General features: G+C 73.5%; 16 protein-coding genes and 1 pseudogene. 5 read left to right on the top strand and 12 right to left on the bottom strand.

Annotated elements, in window-relative coordinates:
• Positions 1-8: 8 nt before the first annotated feature.
• The 3 genes from ACZ7HT_RS23490 to ACZ7HT_RS23480 all read right to left on the bottom strand — a co-directional run bounded on the left by ACZ7HT_RS23490 (position 9) and on the right by ACZ7HT_RS23480 (position 5183).
• On the bottom strand, positions 9-827 hold the full coding sequence (locus ACZ7HT_RS23490; RefSeq protein WP_471169066.1) for a chaplin: 819 nt from the start codon (positions 825-827) through the stop codon (positions 9-11).
• Positions 828-1035: 208 nt separating this feature from the next.
• Positions 1036-2316 carry an SWIM zinc finger family protein gene (locus tag ACZ7HT_RS23485; RefSeq protein WP_471169063.1) on the bottom strand — a complete coding sequence of 427 codons (1281 nt, stop codon included), beginning with the start codon at positions 2314-2316 and terminating at the stop codon, positions 1036-1038.
• Positions 2313-5183, bottom strand: a complete 2871-nt coding sequence (locus ACZ7HT_RS23480) for a DEAD/DEAH box helicase (protein ID WP_471169317.1) — start codon at positions 5181-5183, stop codon at positions 2313-2315. Before ACZ7HT_RS23480 ends, ACZ7HT_RS23485 begins: the two co-directional genes overlap by 4 nt.
• 185 nt (positions 5184-5368) lie before the next feature.
• Between ACZ7HT_RS23480 and ACZ7HT_RS23475 the strand changes: the two genes are divergently transcribed.
• Positions 5369-5704 carry a hypothetical protein gene (locus ACZ7HT_RS23475; protein WP_471169060.1) on the top strand — a complete coding sequence of 112 codons (336 nt, stop codon included), beginning with the start codon at positions 5369-5371 and terminating at the stop codon, positions 5702-5704.
• A 95-nt stretch (positions 5705-5799) separates the two neighbouring features.
• Entirely contained in the window at positions 5800-6069 is a 270-nt protein-coding gene (locus ACZ7HT_RS23470) for a DUF6343 family protein (RefSeq protein ID WP_453219516.1), read from the top strand.
• Positions 6070-6082: 13 nt separating this feature from the next.
• Here ACZ7HT_RS23470 and ACZ7HT_RS23465 read toward each other — a convergent pair whose 3' ends face one another.
• The 4 genes from ACZ7HT_RS23465 to rpsA all read right to left on the bottom strand — a co-directional run bounded on the left by ACZ7HT_RS23465 (position 6083) and on the right by rpsA (position 9773).
• On the bottom strand, positions 6083-6451 hold the full coding sequence (locus ACZ7HT_RS23465; RefSeq protein WP_471169056.1) for a tetratricopeptide repeat protein: 369 nt from the start codon (positions 6449-6451) through the stop codon (positions 6083-6085).
• A 62-nt stretch (positions 6452-6513) separates the two neighbouring features.
• Positions 6514-7125, bottom strand: coding sequence for a dephospho-CoA kinase (gene coaE, locus ACZ7HT_RS23460; protein WP_471169053.1), 612 nt, complete (start codon positions 7123-7125; stop codon positions 6514-6516).
• 31 nt (positions 7126-7156) lie between these two features.
• Positions 7157-8095, bottom strand: a complete 939-nt coding sequence (locus ACZ7HT_RS23455; protein ID WP_471169050.1) for a PAC2 family protein — start codon at positions 8093-8095, stop codon at positions 7157-7159.
• A gap of 166 nt (positions 8096-8261) precedes the next feature.
• Positions 8262-9773, bottom strand: a complete 1512-nt coding sequence (gene rpsA, locus ACZ7HT_RS23450) for a 30S ribosomal protein S1 (protein ID WP_471169048.1) — start codon at positions 9771-9773, stop codon at positions 8262-8264.
• 346 nt (positions 9774-10119) lie between these two features.
• Between rpsA and ACZ7HT_RS23445 the strand changes: the two genes are divergently transcribed.
• Both ACZ7HT_RS23445 and hrpB read left to right on the top strand, forming a co-directional pair.
• Positions 10120-10959 (top strand): class I SAM-dependent methyltransferase, encoded by an 840-nt coding sequence (locus ACZ7HT_RS23445; RefSeq protein WP_471169046.1) that lies wholly within the window; start codon positions 10120-10122, stop codon positions 10957-10959.
• Positions 10960-11086: 127 nt separating this feature from the next.
• Positions 11087-13633 (top strand): ATP-dependent helicase HrpB, encoded by a 2547-nt coding sequence (gene hrpB / locus ACZ7HT_RS23440; protein ID WP_471169044.1) that lies wholly within the window; start codon positions 11087-11089, stop codon positions 13631-13633.
• Here the strand turns inward: hrpB and pgfA are convergent.
• From pgfA to ACZ7HT_RS23425, 3 genes are all read right to left on the bottom strand, one after another.
• Positions 13617-14612, bottom strand: coding sequence for a cell envelope lipid trafficking protein PgfA (gene pgfA, locus ACZ7HT_RS23435; RefSeq protein ID WP_471169041.1), 996 nt, complete (start codon positions 14610-14612; stop codon positions 13617-13619). The two genes, hrpB and pgfA, sit on opposite strands and share 17 nt — an antisense overlap.
• An 11-nt stretch (positions 14613-14623) precedes the next feature.
• Complete coding sequence (locus tag ACZ7HT_RS23430) at positions 14624-14764, bottom strand: SPW_0924 family protein (protein ID WP_116161564.1); 141 nt, start codon at positions 14762-14764, stop codon at positions 14624-14626.
• Between the two features lie 180 nt (positions 14765-14944).
• Positions 14945-16765 (bottom strand): lytic transglycosylase domain-containing protein, encoded by a 1821-nt coding sequence (locus ACZ7HT_RS23425; RefSeq protein ID WP_471169038.1) that lies wholly within the window; start codon positions 16763-16765, stop codon positions 14945-14947.
• 240 nt (positions 16766-17005) lie between these two features.
• On the opposite strand from ACZ7HT_RS23425, the gene ACZ7HT_RS23420 reads away from it, so the two are divergent.
• Positions 17006-17902 carry a DUF4184 family protein gene (locus ACZ7HT_RS23420; protein ID WP_471169035.1) on the top strand — a complete coding sequence of 299 codons (897 nt, stop codon included), beginning with the start codon at positions 17006-17008 and terminating at the stop codon, positions 17900-17902.
• Positions 17903-18239: 337 nt separating this feature from the next.
• On the opposite strand, the pseudogene ACZ7HT_RS23415 reads toward ACZ7HT_RS23420, so the two are convergent.
• Together ACZ7HT_RS23415 and polA are read right to left on the bottom strand one after the other, a co-directional pair.
• A pseudogene (locus tag ACZ7HT_RS23415) lies at positions 18240-18569 on the bottom strand (serine hydrolase); the annotation flags it as partial.
• A 597-nt stretch (positions 18570-19166) separates the two neighbouring features.
• Entirely contained in the window at positions 19167-21881 is a 2715-nt protein-coding gene (gene polA / locus ACZ7HT_RS23410) for a DNA polymerase I (protein WP_471169033.1), read from the bottom strand.
• Positions 21882-21990: the final 109 nt, after the last annotated feature.

Raw genomic sequence — 21990 nt, 5'->3', positions numbered from 1 at the left:
CCCGGTCCTCAGATCTGGTCGCCGGAGCGGCGTCCACGGCGGTACAGCAGGGCGCCGCCGAGGAGCAGCGCGGCGCTCACGGAACCGGCGTAGCCCATGGCGTCCGAACCCGTGGAGGCCAGCGAGGCCGTGCTCGCCTCGCCCTGCGGCGCGGGGGCCGGGGCGGGGGTCACGGTCTCGGCCTGCGGCACCGGCACGTTCCGCACGGGGGTCTGCGGGCGCGGCGTGGGCGTCTCGATCGGCTGCTGGGGCTTGGCCGGGCCGTTCACCGAGGTGTTGCCGAAGACCGGGTTGAGGATGCCGACCACGTTGACCGAGTTCCCGCTGACGTTGACGGGGAGGTCGACGGGCAGCTGGAGGCCGTTCCCGGAGAGGACGCCGGGGGATCCTCCGGCATGGGTCTCGGCGGTGGCCCCGCCGCCGTTGGAGGAGCCGCCGTGCGAGGAGCCGCCCTGCGAGGAACCGCCGTGGGAGCCGCTCTGGGTGCCGCCGGCCTGCTCGCCGCCGCGCGGGGTGGCGGGCTGGTCCTTGTGGGAGCGGACGCCGCCGCTCTCGTCCCCGTAGCCCCCGGTCTCGCGCTCGGCGGAGCGGTTGGCACAGCTGTTGCCCATGGCCGGGTTGAGCAGGCCGACGACGCTGACCGTGTTGCCGCAGACGTTGACCGGCACGTGCACCGGCAGCTGAACCGTGTTGCCGGAACCGACTCCCGGCGAACCGACCGCGGCGCCCTGGGCGCCGGCGTCGGCGTGCGCGGCGCCCGCCGAGAGGGCGAGCGCGCCGCCCGTGACCAACAGTGTGGCCAGACCACTTCGGCGAATCTGCCTCATGGCTTCCTGCCTTCCGGAGGTGTGCACGGGCAAGTGCCCGTACCGGAATCAACGCGACAAACGTGCGTGCCGGATCCGCCCGTTGACGGGTTTCACCCCATCGAGTGGGAATCCGATCGAGTGTCTGGTCAACCCCGGTCGACGCCCGTCAGCACATGTCGACGCGTCCCTCGACCCTTTCAACGCCCTTCAACGCCCTCAACGCCCTTCAACGCCCCAGGAGATCGGTGAGGGCGCCCACCGGGTCCGGGTCGGGGGCACCGCGCGGCCACCAGTCCTCGCGGCCGGCGTCCGACTCGTACCCGTACCAGAGACCGTCCCGGCCGAGCCGGAGCTGGAGGGACTCCCCCGAGAGCCGGTTGCGCCAGGGCCGGAAGGCGGGGAAGTCGGCGGCGAGCAGTGCCGGTCTGGCCCGGTCGAACGGACCGGCCGGCGGATCCCACGGCTCCTCCAGGACGGCGAGGCCCGCCGCGCCGCCCTGCCGCCAGGCGGCGACGGCGCGGGCGAGGTCGGTGGGGGTGCGGTCCAGGGCGTACGCCAGGTCGCGGTAGAGCGCGCGCGACGAGGCCGTGAGTCCGGAGCCGGGGTGCGCGGCGGCCAGCCGGACCGCGTCCTGCCAGGGGGTGAGCGCGGCGACCGGGTCGTGGCCGGTGGCGAGGAAGGCGTGGGCGCGGGCGGCCGCTTCGGTGGCGAGGAGGTCGAGGGCGAGCGGATCCGGGGCGTCCGGGTCCGGCGGGAAGACGGCCGGGCGGCCGGGCCGGTCCGGGACGGGCAGTTCGGGCGGCAGCGGCGGGAGCCCGGGCCCGGTGGCCGCGTCGAGCGCGATGCGGGCGGGGACCGTGGGCATCGGCGGGGCGGCGGCACCCGTCTCCGCGGCGGCCCGGGCGGCGTTGCGCCGGGTCAGCTCGGCGAGGAGCTCCTGCTCGCCACGGCCGCGCATCAGGAAGAGGACGAACGGGTCCTCGTCGAGGAGGCGGGCGGCCTGGTAGCAGAGGGCGGCGGCGTGCTTGCAGGGGTATCCGTCGTCCGGGCAGGAGCAGTCGGGGACGAGGTCGCCCGGCGCGGGAAGCAGTCCGGTGACCGCCTCCAGGGCGTGCGGCACGTCCTTGTCGAGGAGGGCGGCGATGTGGTCGGGGCGGGCGGCGGCCTCGTCGAGGAACCTCTCCCAGCCGTCGTCGCCGAGGGTCCGCATCCTGATCTCGGTGCGGTACGGGCGGGGCCGGCTGCCGTGGACGTAGGCGACGACCCGGCCCGGGGTGACCGTGATCGCGTCGACGTGGCCGCGCCCCGCGTACGCCTTGCCGCGCGCGAGGCGGGCCGCGTCCAGGGCGGTGTTCTCCAGGGCCGTGACCCAGGCGTTCCCCCACCAGGTGGCGGCGAACCGGCCGTCGGGGGCCGAGCGTGGCGCGAGCTGCGGGAAGGTGCGGCGGCGGTCGTCGTGGCGGGGAGCGGCGCCCCGTGCGCCCCGCGCGCCCCAGGGGTGGTTCACGAGGGCCTCCTGAGGGACACCAGGTCGGCGAGCTCCCGGTCGGTGAGTTCGGTGAGGGCGGCCTCGCCGGAGCCGAGGACGGCGTCGGCCAGGGCCCGTTTGGCGCGGAGCATCTCGGCGATGCGGTCCTCGACGGTGCCCTCGGCGACGAGCCGGTGGACCTGCACCGGCTGGGTCTGCCCGATGCGGTAGGCCCGGTCGGTGGCCTGCTCCTCGACGGCCGGGTTCCACCAGCGGTCGTAGTGCACGACATGGCCGGCCCGGGTGAGGTTGAGGCCGGTGCCCGCGGCCTTCAGGGAGAGCAGGAAGACGGGGACCTCGCCGGCCTGGAAGCGGTCGACCATCCGCTCCCGCTCGGCCACCGGGGTGCCGCCGTGCAGGAGTTGGGCGGGGATGCCGCGCGCGGCCAGGTGGTCGGCGAGGAGCCGCGCCATCGACACGTACTGCGTGAAGACGAGCACGGACCCGTCCTCCGCGAGGATCGTGTCGAGGAGCTCGTCGAGCAGGGCGAGCTTCCCCGAGCGGCCGGCGAGCCGAGCGGTGCCGGTGCCGCGCGGGGCCTGCTCCTTGAGGTACTGCGCGGGGTGGTTGCAGATCTGCTTGAGGGAGGTCAGCAGGCTCATGACGAGGCCGCGGCGGGCCATGCCCTCGGCTCCCTCGATCCGGGTCATGGTCTCGCGGACGACCGCCTCGTAGAGCGAGGCCTGTTCCCGGGTGAGGGCGACGGGATGGTCGGACTCGGTCTTCGGCGGGAGCTCGGGGACGATGCCGGGGTCGGACTTGCGGCGGCGCAGCAGGAAGGGCCGCACGAGCCGGGCGAGCCGCTCGACGGCCTCCTCGTGCTCGATCTCCTCGTGGTTCTCCACGGCCCGGGCGTGGCGGGAGCGGAAGGCCTTGAGCGGACCGAGGAGCCCGGGGGTGGTCCAGTCGAGGAGCGCCCAGAGCTCGGAGAGGTTGTTCTCCACGGGAGTGCCGGTCAGGGCGACCCTGGCGGGTGCGGGAATCTCGCGCAGCGCCTTCGCGGTCGCGGAGAACGGGTTCTTGACGTGCTGCGCCTCGTCGGCGACGACCATCCCCCACTCCCGCTCGGCCAGCCGGGCGGCGCTGGTGCGCAGGGTGCCGTAGGTGGTGAGGACGAAGCCTCCCTCGGTGCCGTCCAGGTCCCGGTCCGTGCCGTGGAAGCGGCGGACGGGCACGTCGGGGGCGAACTTCCGCACTTCCCGCTGCCAGTTGCCGAGGAGGGAGGCCGGGCAGACGACGAGGGTGGGGGCGCGGCGGGCGCGGCGCAGGTGGAGGGCGATGAGGGTGACGGTCTTGCCGAGCCCCATGTCGTCGGCGAGGCAGCCGCCGAGGCCGAGGGAGGTCATGAGGTCCAGCCAGGCGAGGCCGCGGAGCTGGTAGTCGCGCAGGGTGGCGGTGAGGCCGGGCGGGGCCTGCACGTCCTCGGGGCCGGCCAGGAGCCGGTCGCGGAGCGCGGCGAGGGCCCCGACGGGGACGGCGGGGACGGACTCGCCGTCCACCTCGGCGGTGCCGGTGAGCGCGGCGGCGAGGGCGTCGACCGGTTCGAGCAGGCCGAGTTCGCGCTTGCGGGCCTTGCGGACGAGGGCGGGGTCGATGACGACCCACTGGTCGCGGAGGCGCACGATCGGCCGGTGGGCCTCGGCCAGGAGGTCCATCTCGCGCTCGGTGAGCGGATCGCCGTCGAGGGCCAGCTGCCAGTTGAACCGCAGGAGCTCCTCGCTGTCGAAGAAGGAGGTGCCGTCGGTGGCGGAGCCGGGCGCGGCATGGGCGGGGCGGACGACGGCGGAGGCGCTGAGCGAGCGGGCCAGCTCGCGCGGCCAGTGGAGGGCGACCCCGGCGTCGGCGAGCCGGGCGGCGGCCGGGCCGAGCAGTTCGTACAGCTCGTCCTCGGTGACGGCGAGGACGTCGGGCACGTCCCGCTCCAGGAGCCGGGAGAGCGGGGGCCAGACGCGGGCGGCCCGGCGCAGGGCGAGGACGGCGTCGATCCGGGCGCGGGGCCCGAAGTGCTCGCCTTCGCCCGCCCACAGCTCCGCGGCGTCGATGACGAGGGTGGGGTCGGCGAGGCTGTGGATCTGGAGGAGCGCGGCGGCGGCGTGCCGCTCCCCGCCCTCCGCCGCACCGCTCGGGGCGTCCGGGGCGTCCGGGGCGTCTGCGGTGTCTGCGGTGTCTGCGGTGTCGAAGAGCTCGTACGGCGAGAGGTCGAGGCGGAGCGAGACCCGCACCCCGGCGTCCATCCCGGCCGCCGCCTCGGCGGCCCAGGCACGCGCGCGGGGCAGGTGCTGCGGGGCGCGCGCCGCGAACGGCGCGCCGACCGCGTGGGCGGCGGCCGGGGTGCGGGGCAGGACGTCGGCGACGGCGTCGAGGAAGGCGCGCACGAGGGCCTCGGGCTCGGGCAGCCGCAGCGGACCGCGCCCCGGCACCGGAACGGCGTACCCCTCGTACGGCAGGGCGGCGGCGACGGCCCGCATATGGGCGATGTCCTCGGCGTCCAGCGGTCCGGCGCGCCAGGCGTCCAGGTCGTCGGGGGTCAGCCCGGGCAGCATCCGCCCGCGCGCGGCCAGGTGCAGGGCGTGGAGGGCGGCGGCGCCCCAGCCCGCGGTGGCGGGGTGCGCGGCCGGGTGGTGGCGGGCCGCGACGAGGTGCGGCAGGGCGGCTTCGACGGGCAGGGTCACGGCGGGTACGGAACGGGCCCGGGCGCCGCCGCCGTACCGCCGGGCGACGGTCAGCTCGACCCGCTCGGCCCCGCTCCCCTCCGGGTCAGGGAGCGCGCCGCCGTCGGGGGCCCAGAAGGCGACCCGGCCGTCGCGGGGAAGGGCGGCCGGCAGGAAGACGGCGGCGCCGGTCATCCAGGTGTGTGCCACGGCTCGGCCCTCCTTCCGCTGTCCGGCGTTTCCCTACTGGACCTCCGACCTTACGGGTGGGGTCTGACAACGGGCGTCGGCCGGTTCCCCCGGACGGCCCAGCACAGGATGCCGGGAGTCGCCGGGGGCGGCATGGTGGCCTGAAACGACACGACAGAAGAGGATCCGCCATGTCCGTTCGCCGGCGTCTCACGACCGCCACCGGGGCCGTGCTGCTCACCTTCGCCGTCGCGGGCTGCTCGGGCCTCGGCCGCAGCACCGTGGGCACGATCGAGTACGAGACCCAGCGTGAGCTTCTGGTGAGCGTGACAAGCCCCTCCGTGAACGGCTGCCACCGCCTGGCGCCCTCGGGCGTGACCAAGGTCCGGAACAACTCCCTGACCGACATCGTGATGTACCGGACCCGCGACTGTAAGGGCGGGAACTCGATCTACGTGGCCACCAACACCGCGAACTGGATCGCCCCCGACACCCTGCCCTGGCGCAGCTACAGCGTCGTCCACTAGCCGGAGCGGCGTACTGCGAGGCGCGTGTTCCGTTTCCCCCACCCCGGGTACATGCTGGAAGTGGCCTCGGGATTCCGAGGGGAGATGCGACCGCCATGCGTACCGGGAACGAGCCGGTGAACGCGCGGAGCGCTCTGCGCCTGCGGTTCTGGCTGAGCATGTGGGGGCTGCTGTGGGCGGCCTTCGGCACGACCGTGTTCGCCCTGCTTGAGCGTCCCGGCTGGGCGGCGGCCTGCGGAGTGCTGCTCCTGGTGGTCACGGTCGACCTCGCGGTGGTGGTGCACCACCTCCACCAGGGCCCGCACTGGCAGCCGGGCCGGAGCATCCCCCCGTACGAACCCGATCACGGCGGCCCGCGGCGCTGACGGGCCGGCCCGCTCAGTTCCGGGTGTCGAAGCCCGCCGCCTGGAGGTACTCCGGCTTCGGGTCGAGCGCGGCGGCGAGGCGGAAGTGGCGCATGGCCTGGGCGGGGTTTCCGGCCCGCTCGAAGGTGCGGGCCAGCGCGAAGTGCGCGAAGGCGTTGTCCGGCTCGCGCTCCAGGACCAGCTCGAATTCCAGCTGTGCCGGACGGAGCTGGGCCGCGGCGAAGAACGCCCGGGCGCGCAACAGGCGCGCCGCCGTGTTCTCGGGGTGGGCGGCGATCACCGAGTCCAGCAGCTTCACGGCCCCGCGAGGGTCCCGTGCGGCCAGCAGGTGCTCGGCGGCGCGGAAGTCGATGACGTGCGTTTCCGGGTTGCTGTCGGCCACGATGGCATCCTTCCCCTCGATCGGGTGGTTGAACACCGGATCGAGGCGACCGCATTCCGCCGCTACTCCCCGGCGGCGGCCTTCGCGCGGCGCTCCAGTTCCTCCCAGACCTTCCGCACCTGGGGCTCGAGCGTGTCGAGCGGTCCGTCGTTGTCGATCACGAGGTCGGCGACGGCCAGCCGCTGCGCGCGCGTGGCCTGGGCCGCCATCCGGGCCTCGGCCTCGGGCGCGGCCATGCCGCGGAGCCGTACGAGCCGGTCGAGCTGGGTCTCCGGGGCCGCGTCCACGACCACGACCAGGTCGTACAGCGGCGCGAGCCCGTTCTCGGTGAGCAGGGGTACGTCGTGGACGACGACGTCGCCGGCGCCCGCGCGGCTCTCCAGCTCGGCCGACCGGGCCCCGACCAGCGGGTGCACGATGGCGTTGAGGGTGGCCAGGCGGTCGGCGTCGGCGAACACGATGGAGCCGAGCCTGGGCCGGTCGAGCGTCCCCTCCTCGGTGAGGACGCCCTCCCCGAAGGCCGCGACGACGGCCGCGAGCCCCGGGGTCCCGGGCTCCACGACCTCGCGCGCGATCCGGTCCGCGTCGATCAGCACGGCCCCGTACGAGACGAGCAGCCGCGACACTTCGCTCTTGCCGGCGCCGATCCCGCCGGTCAGGCCCACCTTCAGCATGAGCGGCAGCTTAGGCCCTGCGCCGGCGGGGCTAGGCGTCGCCCTCCCGCTCCGCGAGGAAGCGCTCGAACTCACGGCCGAGCTCGTCGGCCGACGGCAGGTCGACCGGCTCGGCGACCAGGCTGCCGCGGGTCTCGGCACCGGCCGCCGCGTCGTACTGGTGCTCAAGGCCCTGCACGAGCGCGACCAGCTCCTCGTCGCCCTCGCCGATCTGGCGGTCGATCTCGGTCTGGGTGCGGCGGGCCTCGGTCCGCAGGGAGTGGGCGACGCCCGGGAGGACGAGGCCGGTGGCGGCGGTGACGGCCTCCAGGGCGGTCAGGGCCGCGTCCGGGTACGGGGAGCGGGCCACGTAGTGCGGGACGTGGGCGGCGACGCCGAGCGTGTCGTGGCCGGCTTCGGTGAGCCGGTACTCGACGAGGGACTCGGCGCTGCCGGGGACCTGGGCCTCGTCGAAGGGGCTGCGGTGGCCCGGCATGAGGTCGGTGCGGCTGCCGTGCGGGGTGAGACCGACCGGGCGGGTGTGCGGCACTCCCATGGGGATGCCGTGGAAGTTGACGGAGAGGCGCACCCCGAGGCGCTCCACGATCTGCCGGACGGCGACGGCGAAGCGCTCCCACTCGACGTCCGGCTCGGGGCCGGAGAGGACGAGGAAGGGCGCGCCGGTGGCGTCCTGCACGAGGCGGACCTCGATGGACGGCGTCTCGTACGCGGTCCAGCGGTCGCGCCGGAAGGTCAGCAGGGGGCGGCGGGCGCGGTAGTCCACGAGCCGGTCGTGGTCGAAGCGGGCCACCAGCTGGTGCGGAAGGGTGTCGAGCAGGCCTTCGATGATCTGCTCACCGGTCTCGCCCGCGTCGATGTAGCCCTCGAAGTGGTACAGCATGACCAGCCCGGCCGACTCCTGCGCCAGGGCCAGGTCGACGACGGCCACGCCCTTCGGGTCCCATTCGTACAAATCCTGGGGATCAAGCACGATTACCGCTCCTCCTCGTGTTCTCTCTGGAAACGCCGGGCGCGGCACGGCCATTCCCGGGTCGCGCGATCTTCCGGGGAACGAGCGGGGAAACGACCGAGGCCCGCTCCCCCGAAGGGGAGCGGGCCTCGATTCGCTAGCGGCTAGCGCTCAGCGGAGAGCCTGTTCAGCTCTGGCCGCCGGCCAGCTTCTCGCGCAGGGCGGCGAGGGCCTCGTCCGACGCCAGGGCGCCGGAGTTGTCGTCCGACTCCGAGGAGTACGAACCACCCGAGATGCCCGCACCGGCGTTGCCGGCGGCCGGGGCGGCAGCGCCCTCGGCAGCGGCGGCCTCGTCGGCCTCGCGGGACTTGATGACCTGAGCCTGGTGCTGCTCGAAGCGAGCCTGCGCCTCGGCGTACTGGGTCTCCCAGGCCTCGCGCTGAGCCTCGTAGCCCTCGAGCCAGTCGTTGGTCTCGGGGTCGAAGCCCTCGGGGTAGATGTAGTTGCCCTGGTCGTCGTAGGACGCGGCCATGCCGTACAGGGTCGGGTCGAACTCGACCGAAACCGGGTCGGCACCGAAGGACTCGTTGGCCTGCTTCAGCGAGAGGCTGATGCGACGACGCTCGAGGTCGATGTCGATGACCTTGACGAAGATCTCGTCGTTGACCTGGACGACCTGCTCCGGGATCTCCACGTGGCGCTCGGCCAGCTCGGAGATGTGGACCAGACCCTCGATGCCCTCGTCCACGCGGACGAACGCACCGAACGGAACCAGCTTGGTGACCTTACCCGGGACGACCTGGCCGATCTGGTGGGTCCGGGCGAACTGCTGCCACGGGTCCTCCTGCGTCGCCTTCAGCGACAGGGAGACACGCTCGCGGTCCATGTCGACGTCGAGAACCTCGACGGTGACCTCCTGGCCGACCTCGACAACCTCGGACGGGTGGTCGATGTGCTTCCAGGACAGCTCGGAGACGTGGACGAGACCGTCGACGCCACCCAGGTCCACGAAGGCACCGAAGTTGACGATCGAGGAAACGACGCCGGAGCGGACCTGACCCTTCTGCAGGGTGGTGAGGAACGTCTGGCGAACCTCGGACTGGGTCTGCTCCAGCCAGGCGCGGCGGGACAGGACCACGTTGTTGCGGTTCTTGTCCAGCTCGATGATCTTCGCCTCGAGCTCCTTGCCCACGTAGGGCTGGAGGTCGCGGACACGACGCATCTCGACGAGGGAGGCCGGCAGGAAGCCACGGAGGCCGATGTCGAGGATGAGACCACCCTTGACGACCTCGATGACGGTACCGGTGACGATGCCGTCTTCTTCCTTGATCTTCTCGATCGTGCCCCAGGCACGCTCGTACTGAGCGCGCTTCTTGGACAGGATCAGACGGCCTTCCTTGTCCTCCTTCTGGAGGACCAGGGCCTCGATCTCGTCGCCGACCTTGACGACCTCGTTCGGGTCGACGTCGTGCTTGATCGAGAGCTCGCGGCTCGGGATGACACCTTCGGTCTTGTAACCGATGTCGAGCAGGACCTCGTCCCGGTCGACCTTCACGATGACGCCGTCGACGATGTCGCCGTCGTTGAAGTACTTGATCGTCTCGTCGATCGCGGCGAGGAAGGCTTCCTCGTTACCGATGTCGTTGACCGCAACCTGCGGGGTGGTGCTGGTGGCGGTGGTCTCGGTGCTGCTCGTCATGTGGGAAAGGGCTCCGGTTACGGACAGAAAGTCGTAGGTACTGCTACGCCGAGAGCCCGTATCGCACCAAGAAGCCGGACAGCCAATGAAGCACCCTTCCGCGAACGGGAGGGAGCCTCGAAAACCGAGGGGACATACAACAGGTACGAGCGCGGCCTGCTCCGTCTGAGGCGCGCAGGCCCGCAGCGCAACCTTTAGCATACGGGGGCGGCCGGACAGGGTCAATGCGCGAAGCGCGCACCCGGGGCAGATCTGAGCAATTCCGGCACCAGTCATGCCTCTTGCGCCACCACGGCGGGGGTCCGCCGCACGCCGGCACTGAGCGCAAACTACATCGGCGGGCGAGATGAACCAAGAGTACGGACACGAAGACGCGGTCGACGGGGACGACGACGGGGCCGAGGCGACCCGGCGTGACGCGGGGGAAGCGGAGAGCAGCCGGGCGAGCCGGGGCTGGTGGGACCGGAACGCCGACGAGTACCAGAGCGACCACGGCTCCTTCCTGGGCGACGACCGGTTCGTGTGGGGTCCCGAGGGGCTCGACGAGGCCGAGGCCGGGCTCCTCGGGCCGGCCGCCTCGCTGAAGGGCCTCGACGTCCTGGAGATCGGCGCGGGCGCGGCACAGTGCTCGCGGTGGTTGGCGGCCCAGGGGGCGCGGCCGGTGGCCCTCGACCTCTCGCACCGGCAGCTCCAGCACGCGCTGCGGATCGGCGGGGAGGTGCCGCTGGTGGAGGCGGACGCGGGGGCGCTGCCCTTCCTGGACGGCTCCTTCGACCTGGCGTGCTCGGCGTACGGCGCGGTGCCGTTCGTCGCCGACCCGGTGCGGGTCTTCCGCGAGGTGCGCCGGGTGCTGCGGCCGGGCGGCCGCTGGGTGTTCTCGGTGACGCACCCGATCCGCTGGGCGTTCCCGGACGAGCCGGGCCCCGAGGGCCTCTCGGTCGCCGCCTCCTACTTCGACCGCACGCCGTACGTCGAGCAGGACGAGCGGGGGCGGGCCGTGTACGTGGAGCACCACCGGACCATCGGGGACCGGGTGCGGGACGTGGTGGCCGGCGGCTTCCGGCTCCTTGACCTGGTCGAGCCGGAGTGGCCCGACTGGAACAGCCAGGAGTGGGGCGGCTGGTCCCCGCTGCGGGGGAACCTGATCCCGGGGACGGCGATCTTCGTCTGCGAGCGGGACGACTAGCGGTCTGCCGGCGGGACGGCTAGCGGTCTGCGAGCGGGACGACTAGCGCCGCTCGCTCGTCCTACTTATGGAGGGCCCTGTGGATAACGGGGCCCTCCTTTTTCTGTGCGCGTACGAGACTGAGTGCGTGATCCGAAACGACGCTCTCGACCGTCTCCCCGTCCGCCATGCCGTCCCCGAGCTGCTCGCCGCGCTCGCGGAGCGCGGCACGGCGGTGCTGTCCGCTCCTCCCGGTACCGGCAAGACGACGCTGGTGCCGCTGGCGCTCGCGGGGCTCATAGGGGACGGACCGGCGCGGCGGGTGCTGGTGGCCGAGCCGCGGAGGATGGCGGTGCGGGCGGCGGCCCGGCGGATGGCCTGGCTGCTGGGCGAGGAGGTCGGCGGTGCGGTCGGCTTCTCGGTGCGCGGTGAGCGGCGGACCGGTGCCGCGACGCGGGTCGAGGTGGTGACGACGGGCATCCTGCTCCAGCGGCTCCAGCGCGATCCGGAGCTGGCGGGCGTGGACGTGGTGCTGCTCGACGAGTGCCATGAGCGGCATCTCGACGCCGACACGGCCCTGGCCTTCCTGGTGGACGTCCGGGCGACGCTGCGGCCGGAGCTGAAGCTGATCGCGGCCTCCGCGACGAGCGACGCCGAGGCGTGGGCGGAGCTGCTCACCGCCCTGGACGGCGGCGGGCCCGCGCCGATCGTGTGGAGCAGGGGCGAGGGCCATGGGTACGCGGTGAGGTTCGCCGCGCCGCCGGCCGGGATCAGACCGGCGCACGGCACCTGGGTGGATCCGGCCCTGCTGCGGCATGTGGCGTCGACGGTTCGGCTCGCGCTGGAGCGGCACCGGGGCGACGTCCTCTGTTTCCTGCCGGGGACGGGGGAGATCGCGCGGACGGCGGGGCTGCTCGACGGCGTCGACGCGGAGGTGCTCCAGCTGCACGGTCGGGCTCCCGCCGCCGTGCAGGACGCGGTGCTGCGGGGTGCGGGGCCGGACGGGCGGAGGCGGGTGGTGCTGTCGACGTCGGTGGCGGAGTCGAGCCTGACGGTTCCGGGGGTGCGGATCGTGGTGGACTCGGGGCTCGCCCGGGAGCCCCGGACGGACCATGCCCGGGGTCTCGGCTCCCTCGCGACGGTGCCGGTGTCGACCGCGGCGGCGACCCAGCGGGCGGGGCGCTCGGGCCGTGAGGAGCCCGGCGTGGTCTACCGCTGCTGGACCGAGGCGGAGGACGGCAGCCGGGCGCGGTTCCCCTCCCCCGAGATCAGGATCGCCGACCTCGCGGACTTCGCGCTGCGGGCCGCCTGCTGGGGCGACCCGACGGCGGAGGGACTCGCGCTGCTCGACCCGCCGCCGGCCGGGGCGATGTCGGCGGCCCGTGCGGTGCTCGCGTCGATCGGGGCGGTGGACGGGGACGGCCGGGCCACGGAGCGGGGCGTACGGATGTCCCGGCTGGGGCTGCACCCGCGGCTGGGGCGCGCGCTCCTGGACGGTGCGCCCGAGGTCGGGGTGCGGCGGGCGGCGGAGGTGGTGGCACTGCTCAGCGAGGAGCCGCCGCGCGACTACGGGGACGACCTGGCGGCGGCCTGGCGCACGGCCCGCCAGGGCACCGACGGGTACGGCGCCCGATGGAGGACGGAGTCCCGCCGCCTGGAGCGGTCGGCGGGCGGAGCGATGAGCGGGGACACCGCCGTGGCGGAGCGGGAGGGCGACGATGCCGTGGCCGGGCTGGTGACGGCGTTGGCGTTTCCCGAGCGGGTGGCCAGGGCTCGGGAGCAGGGCGGGTATCTCATGGTGTCGGGGAGCGGGGCGCGGCTGGCCGAGGGGTCCCGGCTGCGGTCCAGCCCGTGGCTCGCCGTGGCGGTGGCGGACCGCACGGCACGGGACGCCACGGCGCGGGTGCGGCTCGCGGCCGTGGTGGACGAGGCCATGGCGCGGCGGGCGGCGGGGCATCTGCGGAGCACCGGCGAGGAGGTGCGCTGGGAGGACGGGGACGTGGTCGCGCGGTCCGTGGACCGGCTGGGGGCGGTCGAGCTGACGGTCCGCCCGCTGGGTGCGGGGGCCGGGCCGGCTCTCGTGCGGGAGGCCCTTCTCGACGGCCTGCGGCGCGAGGGGCTCGGGCTGCTGCGGTGGCGCAAGGAGGCCGGGGAGCTGCGCGAGCGGCTCGCCTTCCTCCACCGGGAGCTGGGCGAGCCCTGGCCTGACGTGTCGGAGGGGACTCTGGTCGACCGGGCCGCGGAGTGGCTGGAGCCGGAGCTGTCGAGGGCGTCGCGTCGGGCCGATCTGGGGCGGATCGACGCCGGGGAGGCGCTGAAGCGGCTGCTGCCGTGGGCGTCGGGCGAGGCCGTGCGCCTCGACGAGCTGGCGCCGGAGCGGATCGAGGTTCCGAGCGGTTCGCGGATACGGGTCGAGTACGGGGGTGAGCGGCCGGTGCTCGCCGTGAAGCTCCAGGAGATGTTCGGGCTGGCCGAGACGCCCAGGGTGGCGGGGGTCCCGGTGCTCGTCCACCTCCTCTCCCCCGCCGGCCGGCCTGCGGCCGTGACGGCCGACCTGGCGTCGTTCTGGCGGGAGGGCTACCGCGCGGTGCGGGCGGAGCTGCGCGGGCGGTACCCGAAGCACCCGTGGCCGGAGGATCCGTCGGCCGCGGTGCCTACCCGGCACACCAGCGCGCGGCTCAGAGGGGAGCGCTGACCAGGGCCGGGGCGGGGGCGGCGGGCGGCTCGGGCTCGCGACGCCGCGAGCGGGCCTCCAGCCAGAGGGAGAGGGCGAGGAGGGCCAGTGCCAGGAAGGTGAGGGTCCACGGGACGTAGGAGACGAGCATGAGGACCATCAGGCGATTGGAGGAGACCATCGCGCCGACGCTCTCGAGGTAGTCCTCGCGCATCTTCACGTGCCCCGCGAAGACCGTGAGGGTGTCCTGCCCCATGAGCTTCCTGGCGTTGCGGAGCTCCTCCTTGTGGATCTCCTCGCCGTTGACGGGGGCTCCGGTGACCGGCTCGATCCAGAACATGCGCTTGGTCGTGTACCAGCGGGTGAGACCGGAGTCGGCGAGGATCTTCGGGGTGATGCCCTTGACGGGCATGGTCTTGGGCATGGGGACCTTGGTCCAGGGGATGGTCTGCTCGAAGTAGTAGACCTCCATGCCGCGGAAGGTCCGGGTGCCCTTGTAGTGGATGGGGGCCGCGGTGCGGGTCTGGGCGTCGAAGTACTGGTAGTCGCGCTTCTCGGTCAGGAAGGGGAACTTGAACTCGATGCCCTCGCGCCGGACGGGGTCGCCGTCGACCGATTCGCCGGTGGCGTGGACGGGGTCCTGGGTGTGGGCGTCGAAGACGTACCGCTCCGGGACCTTGGAGACCATCTTGCCGTCGGGCCCGGTGACGTAGGCGAGGGCGTCCCAGACGACGACGTCGCGCCCGGCGTCGCGTTCGATGCGCCGCGACTCCTCCACGTTGCCCTTGAGGGTCTGGATGATCGTGATCTTGTCGACCTTCTCGGCCTTGAGCGTCGAGTAGTCGAGGAGGGTCGCGGGCCGCGCCTCCAGGACGGTCTCCTGGTACTGGTTGGCCGGGATCTTCGCCAGGCGGGGGAAGGCGTACCAGCGCAGGGTCGGGGCCATCGCGGCGCAGAAGACGGCGAGGGCGAGCAGGACGAGGCTGGCTCGGCGGCGCACGGTCCGGCCCCCTACTTCTTGACGCCGGGATCGGCGGTCAGGAGGGGCTTGGGCGAGGTGGGGCCTTCGGGCGGCAGATCGACCACGGAGAGGAGCAGGACGAAGAGGAGGACTGGGGCGAGTCCGATGGCGGCGGCGACGAGGGCGCGCATGGTCGGCCTCCCGGGTGCGATCTGATAGGTCGTCAGGGCGGGGGCACCGTAGCAACGCGGCCGCGAGATGAGAACACGTTGCACCCGGGTAACGCGAAGCGCCGTCCCCCCGCCCGGTGCGGACTGGGGGACGGCGCGGAGATCGCGGCGCGGAGGGGCGGGGCGCGAAGGCCCCGGCCGTCAGGCCGAAGGGGAGGTGCTGGGCGAGGGGGTGGCCTCGGGCGTACCGCTGCCGGAGGGCGTCGGCTCCGGGGTCGGCTGCGGGGTCGGCTGCGGGTCCGTCGTCGCGGGCGCGGTGACCGTCAGGTCGATGAAGGTCGTGCCGCCGCCCGGTGCGGTCAGCTGGAGGTAGTACGTGCCCGCCGTGGCACCCGCGAGGAGGTCGCCGGAGGCGAAGGTGAGCTGTCCGTCCGCCCTGGTCTTGAGGGTGACGGTACGGACCGTGGTGCCGTCCGCGGTCTTGAAGGACGGGCCCTCGGTGCTCTCCTTGGGGTCCGTCTTCGAGGTGACGATCACCGCGGTGACGGTCACACCGGGGGCGAGGGCACCCTTGTCGGTGGCCTTCACCTGGATCTCCTGGGCGAAGGAGCTGCCGGTCGTGGCCGTGAGCGGGTCGCCGGCGACCCGCGTGAGCGTGTCCGCCGTGCGCTCCTTGACGGTCGCGGCGAACTTGGCCGCGTCCAGGGTCCGGCCGACGACGGTGGCCTTCACGGTGAAGGAGCCCGTCTTCTCGCCGGCCCGGAGGACGGGCGAGGCCGCGAGGCCGGTCGAGCCGGTGGTGACGGTGGCGGTGGTCCCGCCGCCGGCGAAGCGGGTGTCGGTGGCGCCGAAGATCTCGAAGCGGACGCTCACGCCGGAGACCGGCTTGCCCGAGGCGTCGAGCGCCGCGACCCGCGGGGATCCCGCGAAGGCGCTGCCGGTGGTGGTGGTCAGCTCCTCGTTGGCCACGATCGCGAGCCGTGCGACCTGGGCCGCCGGCGGGAGGGTGGGCGGCGTCACCGGCGGGGTGACCGGGGGCTTGGTGGGGACCGTCGGCGGCTTGGGCGTGACGGGGCTGGTCTCCGAGGGCTTCGGCTTCGGCGAGACCGGGGTCGGCGACGGAGTCGTGGGGTGCGTCGGGAGCGGCGTGGCCGGGTGGAGGCCGTTGCCCGTGTTGCCGCCGTCGCTGCGCGAGCCCGGCAGCACGCCCGTGCCGTCCGGGATCTGGTGGGTGCCGCGCTCGTAGAAGGCGACCCAGGACATGACCGTGTTCAGGTACTCCCTGGAGTGGTTGTAGCTGAGGATCGCCTGGTCGAGGTCGGCCTGGAGCGCGAGGTTGCGGTCGTTCGCGCAGAGGTAGAGGCCGGCGGCCTGCGCCGCGTCGTAGATGTTGTTCGGGTCCTTCTTCCCGTCGCTGTTGGCGTCCTGGCCCCAGGTGGCCCAGGTGGACGGGATGAACTGCATCGGGCCGACGGCCCGGTCGTGGACCCTGTCGCCGTCGAAGGCGCCGCCGTCGGTGTCGGTGATCCTGGCGAAGCCGACGCCGTCGAGGACGGGGCCGAGGATCGGCGGGGACGCGGTGCCGTTGGCGTCGACCCGGCCGCCGCGCGCCTGCCCGGACTCGACCTTGCCGATGCCGGCGAGCACCTGCCACGGCAGGTTGCAGCCGGGGTCGGTCGAGCGTATCGAGAGCTCGGCCCGCTTGTAGGCGGCGTAGACGGACGCGGGTATGCCGGCCTCGGCGGGGCCGGTGATGACCGGCAGACTGGTGCCCGCCCCGGGCTTGTTGGGCGTGGTCAGCGGCGGCAGGTCCGTGTAGTACGGGGAATTGCCCGTCACCGAGCCGTCCGGGGACGGCGATGCCGAGTCACCGGCGCCGACGGCCTGGTCCCCGCCGGTGTTGTCCGCGGCCGGCGTGGTCGCCTCCGGCGCCTGTGAGGCGGCGAGCGCCGCGACCGCCGCGGCCACCACCGCACCGCTGGTGGCTCCCCTGCGCAGTCGGCGGCCGATGTGCGCTGACATATCCGTCGTCCCCTCCCCATCGACGCGGTCCCACGCTCCCCGCGTGAGACCTCAGGCGACCCTATGCCAACTCCGGACCACCGGACACCGGCCCCTGACCGTGTTTCACGGTTTCGTCACCTCTTGGCCGCCTGCCGACCAGGTGCGTCAGGGAACCGACCGGAGCGTCTCGTCCCTCTTGCACTCCGGCGGCCACACGCTCCGGCCGCCGTCATCACCCGAACCCTGGGGGAACTCCCGTTGCCGTTCACGCTGAGCCACGCCGCCGCCGTGCTGCCCGCCCTGCGCCGGGACGGAACCGCGCGCGGACCGCTGGTCGCGGCCGCCCTCGTCGCCGGGTCCTTCTCGCCCGACATGACCTACTTCGCCGCGACCGCGTTCCCCGGGGCCATGGTCTTCGGGGACGTCACCCACTCCCCCGTCGGGGTCGTCACGGCCGACGTCCTGATCACCGCCGCGCTCGTGGCCCTGTGGCTGACGGTGCGCGAGCCGCTCGTCGCGCTGCTGCCCGCACGGTGGCGCGGCCGGGTGTACGGGCTCGTCCGGGGCCGCCCGTGGCGGGATCGGCATCCGGCCGCGCTCGCCGGATGGTTCTGCCTCTCGGCGGTGCTCGGCGCCACGACCCACGTCGTCTGGGACTCCTTCACCCATCTCGACCGCTGGGGCACCCGTGCGATCCCCGTCCTCGGCGAGGTCGTCGCCGGGTTCCCGGTCTATCTCTACGCGCAGTACGGGGGTTCGGCGCTGACCCTCGGCCTCCTCGGCTGGTGCACGGCGCGGGCGCTGCGCTCGGGCGCCCCGGAGACGGAGCTGCCGTCCGGGGTGGCGGTGCCCGGCCGGCGCGGCCGGCTCCTCGCCGCCGGGCTGATCGGCGGCTGCGTCCTCGCGGGTGTCGCCCACCGGGTGCTGCGCTGGGCCGCGTACTGGGGATGGGGCCGGATCGAGACGCCCCTCGACGTCATCCCGACGGCCTGCTTCGGCGCCGGCGCGGGGCTCGCCGTCGGGCTCGTGCTGTACGGGACGGGAGTGCGGCTCCTCGGATCGTCGCGGGCCCGGACGGCTCCGGCCGCGCCGGTCCACCGGGAGCTCCCGGATCCGGCACCCCGGCGGGAACGCTCCCGTCCGGAATCTCGGTGATCTTCTCCGGCGGGGTGTAGCCACGGGCGGCCGCGCCGCCGGAGAGCCTGCGGTGCACGACGAGGGCGATGCTCTCCAGGGTGCGGACGCCGTACTTCATGGTGGGGTTGTCGTGGCTGAGGAGGGCGATCCGGTAGTCGACGGCGGGGGTCTCCGCGCCGGTGTCCGCGGCGGTTTCTGCGGTGGTTTCTGTACCGGTGCCTGTGCCTGTGCTCGTGCCGGCTTCTGTGCTCGTGTCTGTGGCGGTGTTCGTGGTCCCGTTGGCGTCCGTGGTGGTCTTCGTGCCCGTGCCCGTGCCCGTGCCCGTTTCCGGGGTGGGTGCCGCCGGGCGCACGATGCCGATGCTGTGCACCCGCCACGCGTGGGTCGCCCGGGACAGCCAGCCGTTCTTCAGGTGGACCTTGACCCTGCGCGGCGCGCCCGCGGTGACGCCCCAGGCCTGCGAGCGGACGACCTGCCCCATCAGGGACAGCGCCTCGGTGCGCCGTGACACCGCGGCGAGGAGGGCGAGTTGGTCGCGTGCGGTGGTGCGGGTGAGGCCCCAGTAGTTGCCGCGGCCGAGGACGGTGTCCTGGGCTCCGGCCTCCCGCAGCACCCTGTTCAGCCGGGCGCGGGACAGGCCCTCCCACAGCTCGGTGGCGGCCTTGTTGTCCGAGCGGGTGATCATCGCCTTCAGCCGGCGCGCCTCAAGGCGCGTCGGCGCCCGGCCGAGCTCCTCCGCACGCCCGAGGACGGCCTGCATGATCAGGACCTTGGCGATGCTCGCGGAGTCGTACGCCAGGGTGTCGGCGAGCCGGCAGCGCAGGCCGCGCCCGGGGTCGTGGATCGCGAGGGAGACCGTGCCCTCGCGGTCCTTGAGCGCCGTCGCGATGTCCTGGGACAGGCGGGCGGCGAGGGTCGGCTCGCGGGACGAGGTGCAGAGGGCGGGCGCCGGGTGTGCCCCGTGGGCTTCGGCGGGCCAGGGCCAGGCGGTGCCCGAGGCGCCGAGCAGGGCGGTGAGGAGGGCCCAGGTGGGGAGGGCGGAGCGGCGGCGCGGGATCATGCTCCCCAGTTTCGGGAGCGGGGGCGCGGTGGCGCGCCTGGACTGGTCCGAGTGGCGCACACGCTGCCGGTGGTGGGGGACCCGCACCGCGAGGGCATCGTCCTCGGGGTGCGGGTCCGGGCGCGGAAGCCTTAGGGCCTGTCCGGCGGATCATGGCCGGGGCCGCGCCTGATCCGCCGGACAGGCCCTAGGCCCGGCAGGGGGCGCCGCCCCGCAACGGCGTCAGTGCGCTGCCGAGTCCCAGTTCGGGCCTACGCCTACCGAGACGTCCAGGGGGGCTCGGAGGTCGGCGGCTGCGGACATCTGTTCGCGGACCAGGGACTCGACCTGTTCGCGCTCGCCGGGGGCGAGTTCGAGGACGATTTCGTCGTGGACCTGGAGGAGCATCCGGGAGGCGAGGCCCCGGTCGGTGAGGGCGCGGTCCACGTTGAGCATGGCGACCTTGACGATGTCGGCGGCCGTGCCCTGGATGGGGGCGTTGAGGGCCATCCGCTCGGCGGCCTCGCGGCGCTGGCGGTTGTCGCTGTTGAGGTCCGGGAGGTAGCGGCGGCGGCCGAGCATCGTCTCGGTGTACCCGGTGGCGCGGGCCTCGTCGACGACGCGGCGCAGGTAGTCCCGTACCCCGCCGAAGCGCTCGAAGTAGGTGTCCATCAGGCCCCGCGCCTCGCCCGGGTCGATGTTCAGCTGCTGGGAGAGGCCGAACGCGGACAGGCCGTAGGCCAGGCCGTACGACATGGCCTTGATCTTGCGGCGCATCTCGGCGTCGACGGCGGTCCGCTCGACGCCGAAGACCTGGGAGGCGACGGTGGTGTGCAGGTCCTCGCCGGAGGTGAACGCCTCGATGAGGCCCTCGTCCTCGGAGAGGTGGGCCATGACGCGGAGCTCGATCTGGCTGTAGTCGGCGGTCATGAGGGCCTCGAAGCCCTCGCCGACGACGAAGCCGTGCCGGATGGCGCGGCCCTCGTCCGTGCGGACCGGCACGTTCTGCAGGTTCGGGTCGGTGGAGGAGAGGCGGCCGGTGGCGGCGACGGTCTGGCTGAAGGTGGTGTGGATGCGGCCGTCCGCGGCGACGGTCTTGATCAGGCCCTCGACCGTCGAGCGCAGTCGGGCCTGCTCGCGGTGGCGGAGCATGATCACCGGCAGTTCGTGCTCGGTCTGGCCGGCCAGCCAGGCGAGCGCGTCGGCGTCCGTCGTGTACCCGGTCTTGGTCTTCTTCGTCTTCGGCAGGTTCAGCTCGCCGAAGAAGACCTCCTGGAGCTGCTTGGGCGAGCCGAGGTTGAACTCGTGGCCGACGGAGGCGTGGGCCTCCTTCACGGCCTGCTGCACCGCGCCGGCGAACTGCTGCTCCATGGCCTCCAGGTGGTCGCGGTCGGCGGCGATGCCGTGCCGCTCCAGGCGGGCGAGGAGGACGGAGGTGGGGAGCTCGACCTCGTGGAGGAGCTCGCGGGCGCCGACCTCGGCGAGCCGCTCGTCGAAGGCTCCGCCGAGGTCGAGGACGGCCCGCGCCTGGCTCATGAGGGCCTCGGCCTCGGCGGTGTCGTCGGCGCCGAAGGCGAGCTGGCCGTCGGTGGCGGCCGCCGCCGGGGCGAGCTCGCGGCCGAGGTACTCGACGGTGAGGGCGTCGAGGGCGAAGGAGCGCCGGCCGGGCTTGACCAGGTAGGCGGCGAGGGCGGTGTCCATGGTGACGCCCGCGATGCTCCAGCCGTGCTCGGGGAAGACCCGCATGGCGCCCTTGGCGTTGTGCATGATCTTCGGCCGCTCGGGGTCGGAGATCCAGGCGGCCCAGGCCTGCTCGTCGGCCTCGTCGAGCGCGCTGGGGTCGAACCAGGCGGCGGCTCCCCCGGCGGCGGCGAGGGCGATCTCGCTGACGTTCCCCGTGCCGAGGGCCCAGGTGTCGACGGTGGCGATGCCGAGGGGCTCGCCGGCGTGCTCGGCGATCCAGGGGGCGAGCTCGCCGGCGCCGAGGACGGTGAAGTCGAGCTCGACGCCCGCGGCGGGGGCGGGCGCGGCCTCCTCGGCGGCGCCCGGGTCGACGGCGAGGAGCCGCTCGCGGAGCGAGGGGTTGCGGATCTCCAGGGTGTCGAGGACGAGGGCGACGGCCGTGCGGTCGTACGGCTCGCGGGCGAGGTCGGTGACGGTCTTCGGCAGCTCGACGTCCCGGACCATCTCGGTCAGGCGGCGGTTGAGCTTGACCGACTCCAGGTGGTCGCGGAAGTTCTGTCCGGCCTTGCCCTTGACCTCCTCGGCGCGCTCGACGAGCTCGGCGAAGGAGCCGAACTGGTTGATCCACTTGGCGGCCGTCTTCTCGCCGACGCCGGGGATGCCCGGGAGGTTGTCGGACGGGTCGCCGCGCAGGGCGGCGAAGTCGGGGTACTGCGAGGGGCTCAGGCCGTACTTCTCCTGGACCTTCTCCGGGGTGAAGCGGGTGAGCTCCGAGACGCCCTTGGTCGGGTAGAGCACGGTGGTGTGGTCGGTGACGAGCTGGAAGGAGTCCCGGTCGCCGGTGACGATGAGGACCTCGAAGCCCTCGGCCTCGGCCTGGGTGGCGAGGGTCGCGATGACGTCGTCGGCCTCGAAGCCGTCGACGGCGAAGCGCGGCGCGTGCATCGCGTCGAGGAGCTCGCCGATCAGCTCGACCTGCCCCTTGAACTCGTCGGGGGTCTTCGAGCGGTTCGCCTTGTACTCCGGGAACTCCTCGGACCGCCAGGTCTTGCGGGAGACGTCGAACGCGACCGCGAAGTGTGTGGGCGCCTCGTCGCGGAGCGTGTTCGCCAGCATCGACGCGAAGCCGTAGATCGCGTTCGTCGGCTGCCCGGTCGCGGTGGTGAAGTTCTCCGCGGGCAGCGCGAAGAACGCCCGGTACGCGAGCGAGTGCCCGTCCATGAGGAGCAGGCGGGGGCGGGTGTCTACGGGGTTCTTCGATGCTGTCTCGGCCACACGACGATCCTGCCACGGCCCGCTGACAATCCCGTCCACACCGGCCGGGGTGCCGGGTTGTCGGTGCCGCGTGACAGGATCGGAGACGTACGCCAGAGGATTACCGCTC

Source organism: Streptomyces sp. NPDC037410 (assembly GCF_055602235.1).
Note: the sequence above shows the minus strand (reverse complement) of the source record. Positions and strands in the feature narration are given on the sequence as shown.

Coding starts and splice junctions, on each gene's coding strand:
- ACZ7HT_RS23490 (WP_471169066.1), bottom strand. CDS start 827: ATGAGGCAGATTCGCCGAAGTGGTCTGGCCACACTGTTGGTCACGGGC.
- ACZ7HT_RS23480 (WP_471169317.1), bottom strand. CDS start 5,183: ATGACCGGCGCCGCCGTCTTCCTGCCGGCCGCCCTTCCCCGCGACGGC.
- ACZ7HT_RS23475 (WP_471169060.1), top strand. CDS start 5,369: ATGTCCGTTCGCCGGCGTCTCACGACCGCCACCGGGGCCGTGCTGCTC.
- ACZ7HT_RS23470 (WP_453219516.1), top strand. CDS start 5,800: ATGCGTACCGGGAACGAGCCGGTGAACGCGCGGAGCGCTCTGCGCCTG.
- coaE (WP_471169053.1), bottom strand. CDS start 7,125: ATGCTGAAGGTGGGCCTGACCGGCGGGATCGGCGCCGGCAAGAGCGAA.
- rpsA (WP_471169048.1), bottom strand. CDS start 9,773: ATGACGAGCAGCACCGAGACCACCGCCACCAGCACCACCCCGCAGGTT.
- ACZ7HT_RS23445 (WP_471169046.1), top strand. CDS start 10,120: ATGAACCAAGAGTACGGACACGAAGACGCGGTCGACGGGGACGACGAC.
- ACZ7HT_RS23430 (WP_116161564.1), bottom strand. CDS start 14,764: ATGCGCGCCCTCGTCGCCGCCGCCATCGGACTCGCCCCAGTCCTCCTC.
- ACZ7HT_RS23425 (WP_471169038.1), bottom strand. CDS start 16,765: ATGTCAGCGCACATCGGCCGCCGACTGCGCAGGGGAGCCACCAGCGGT.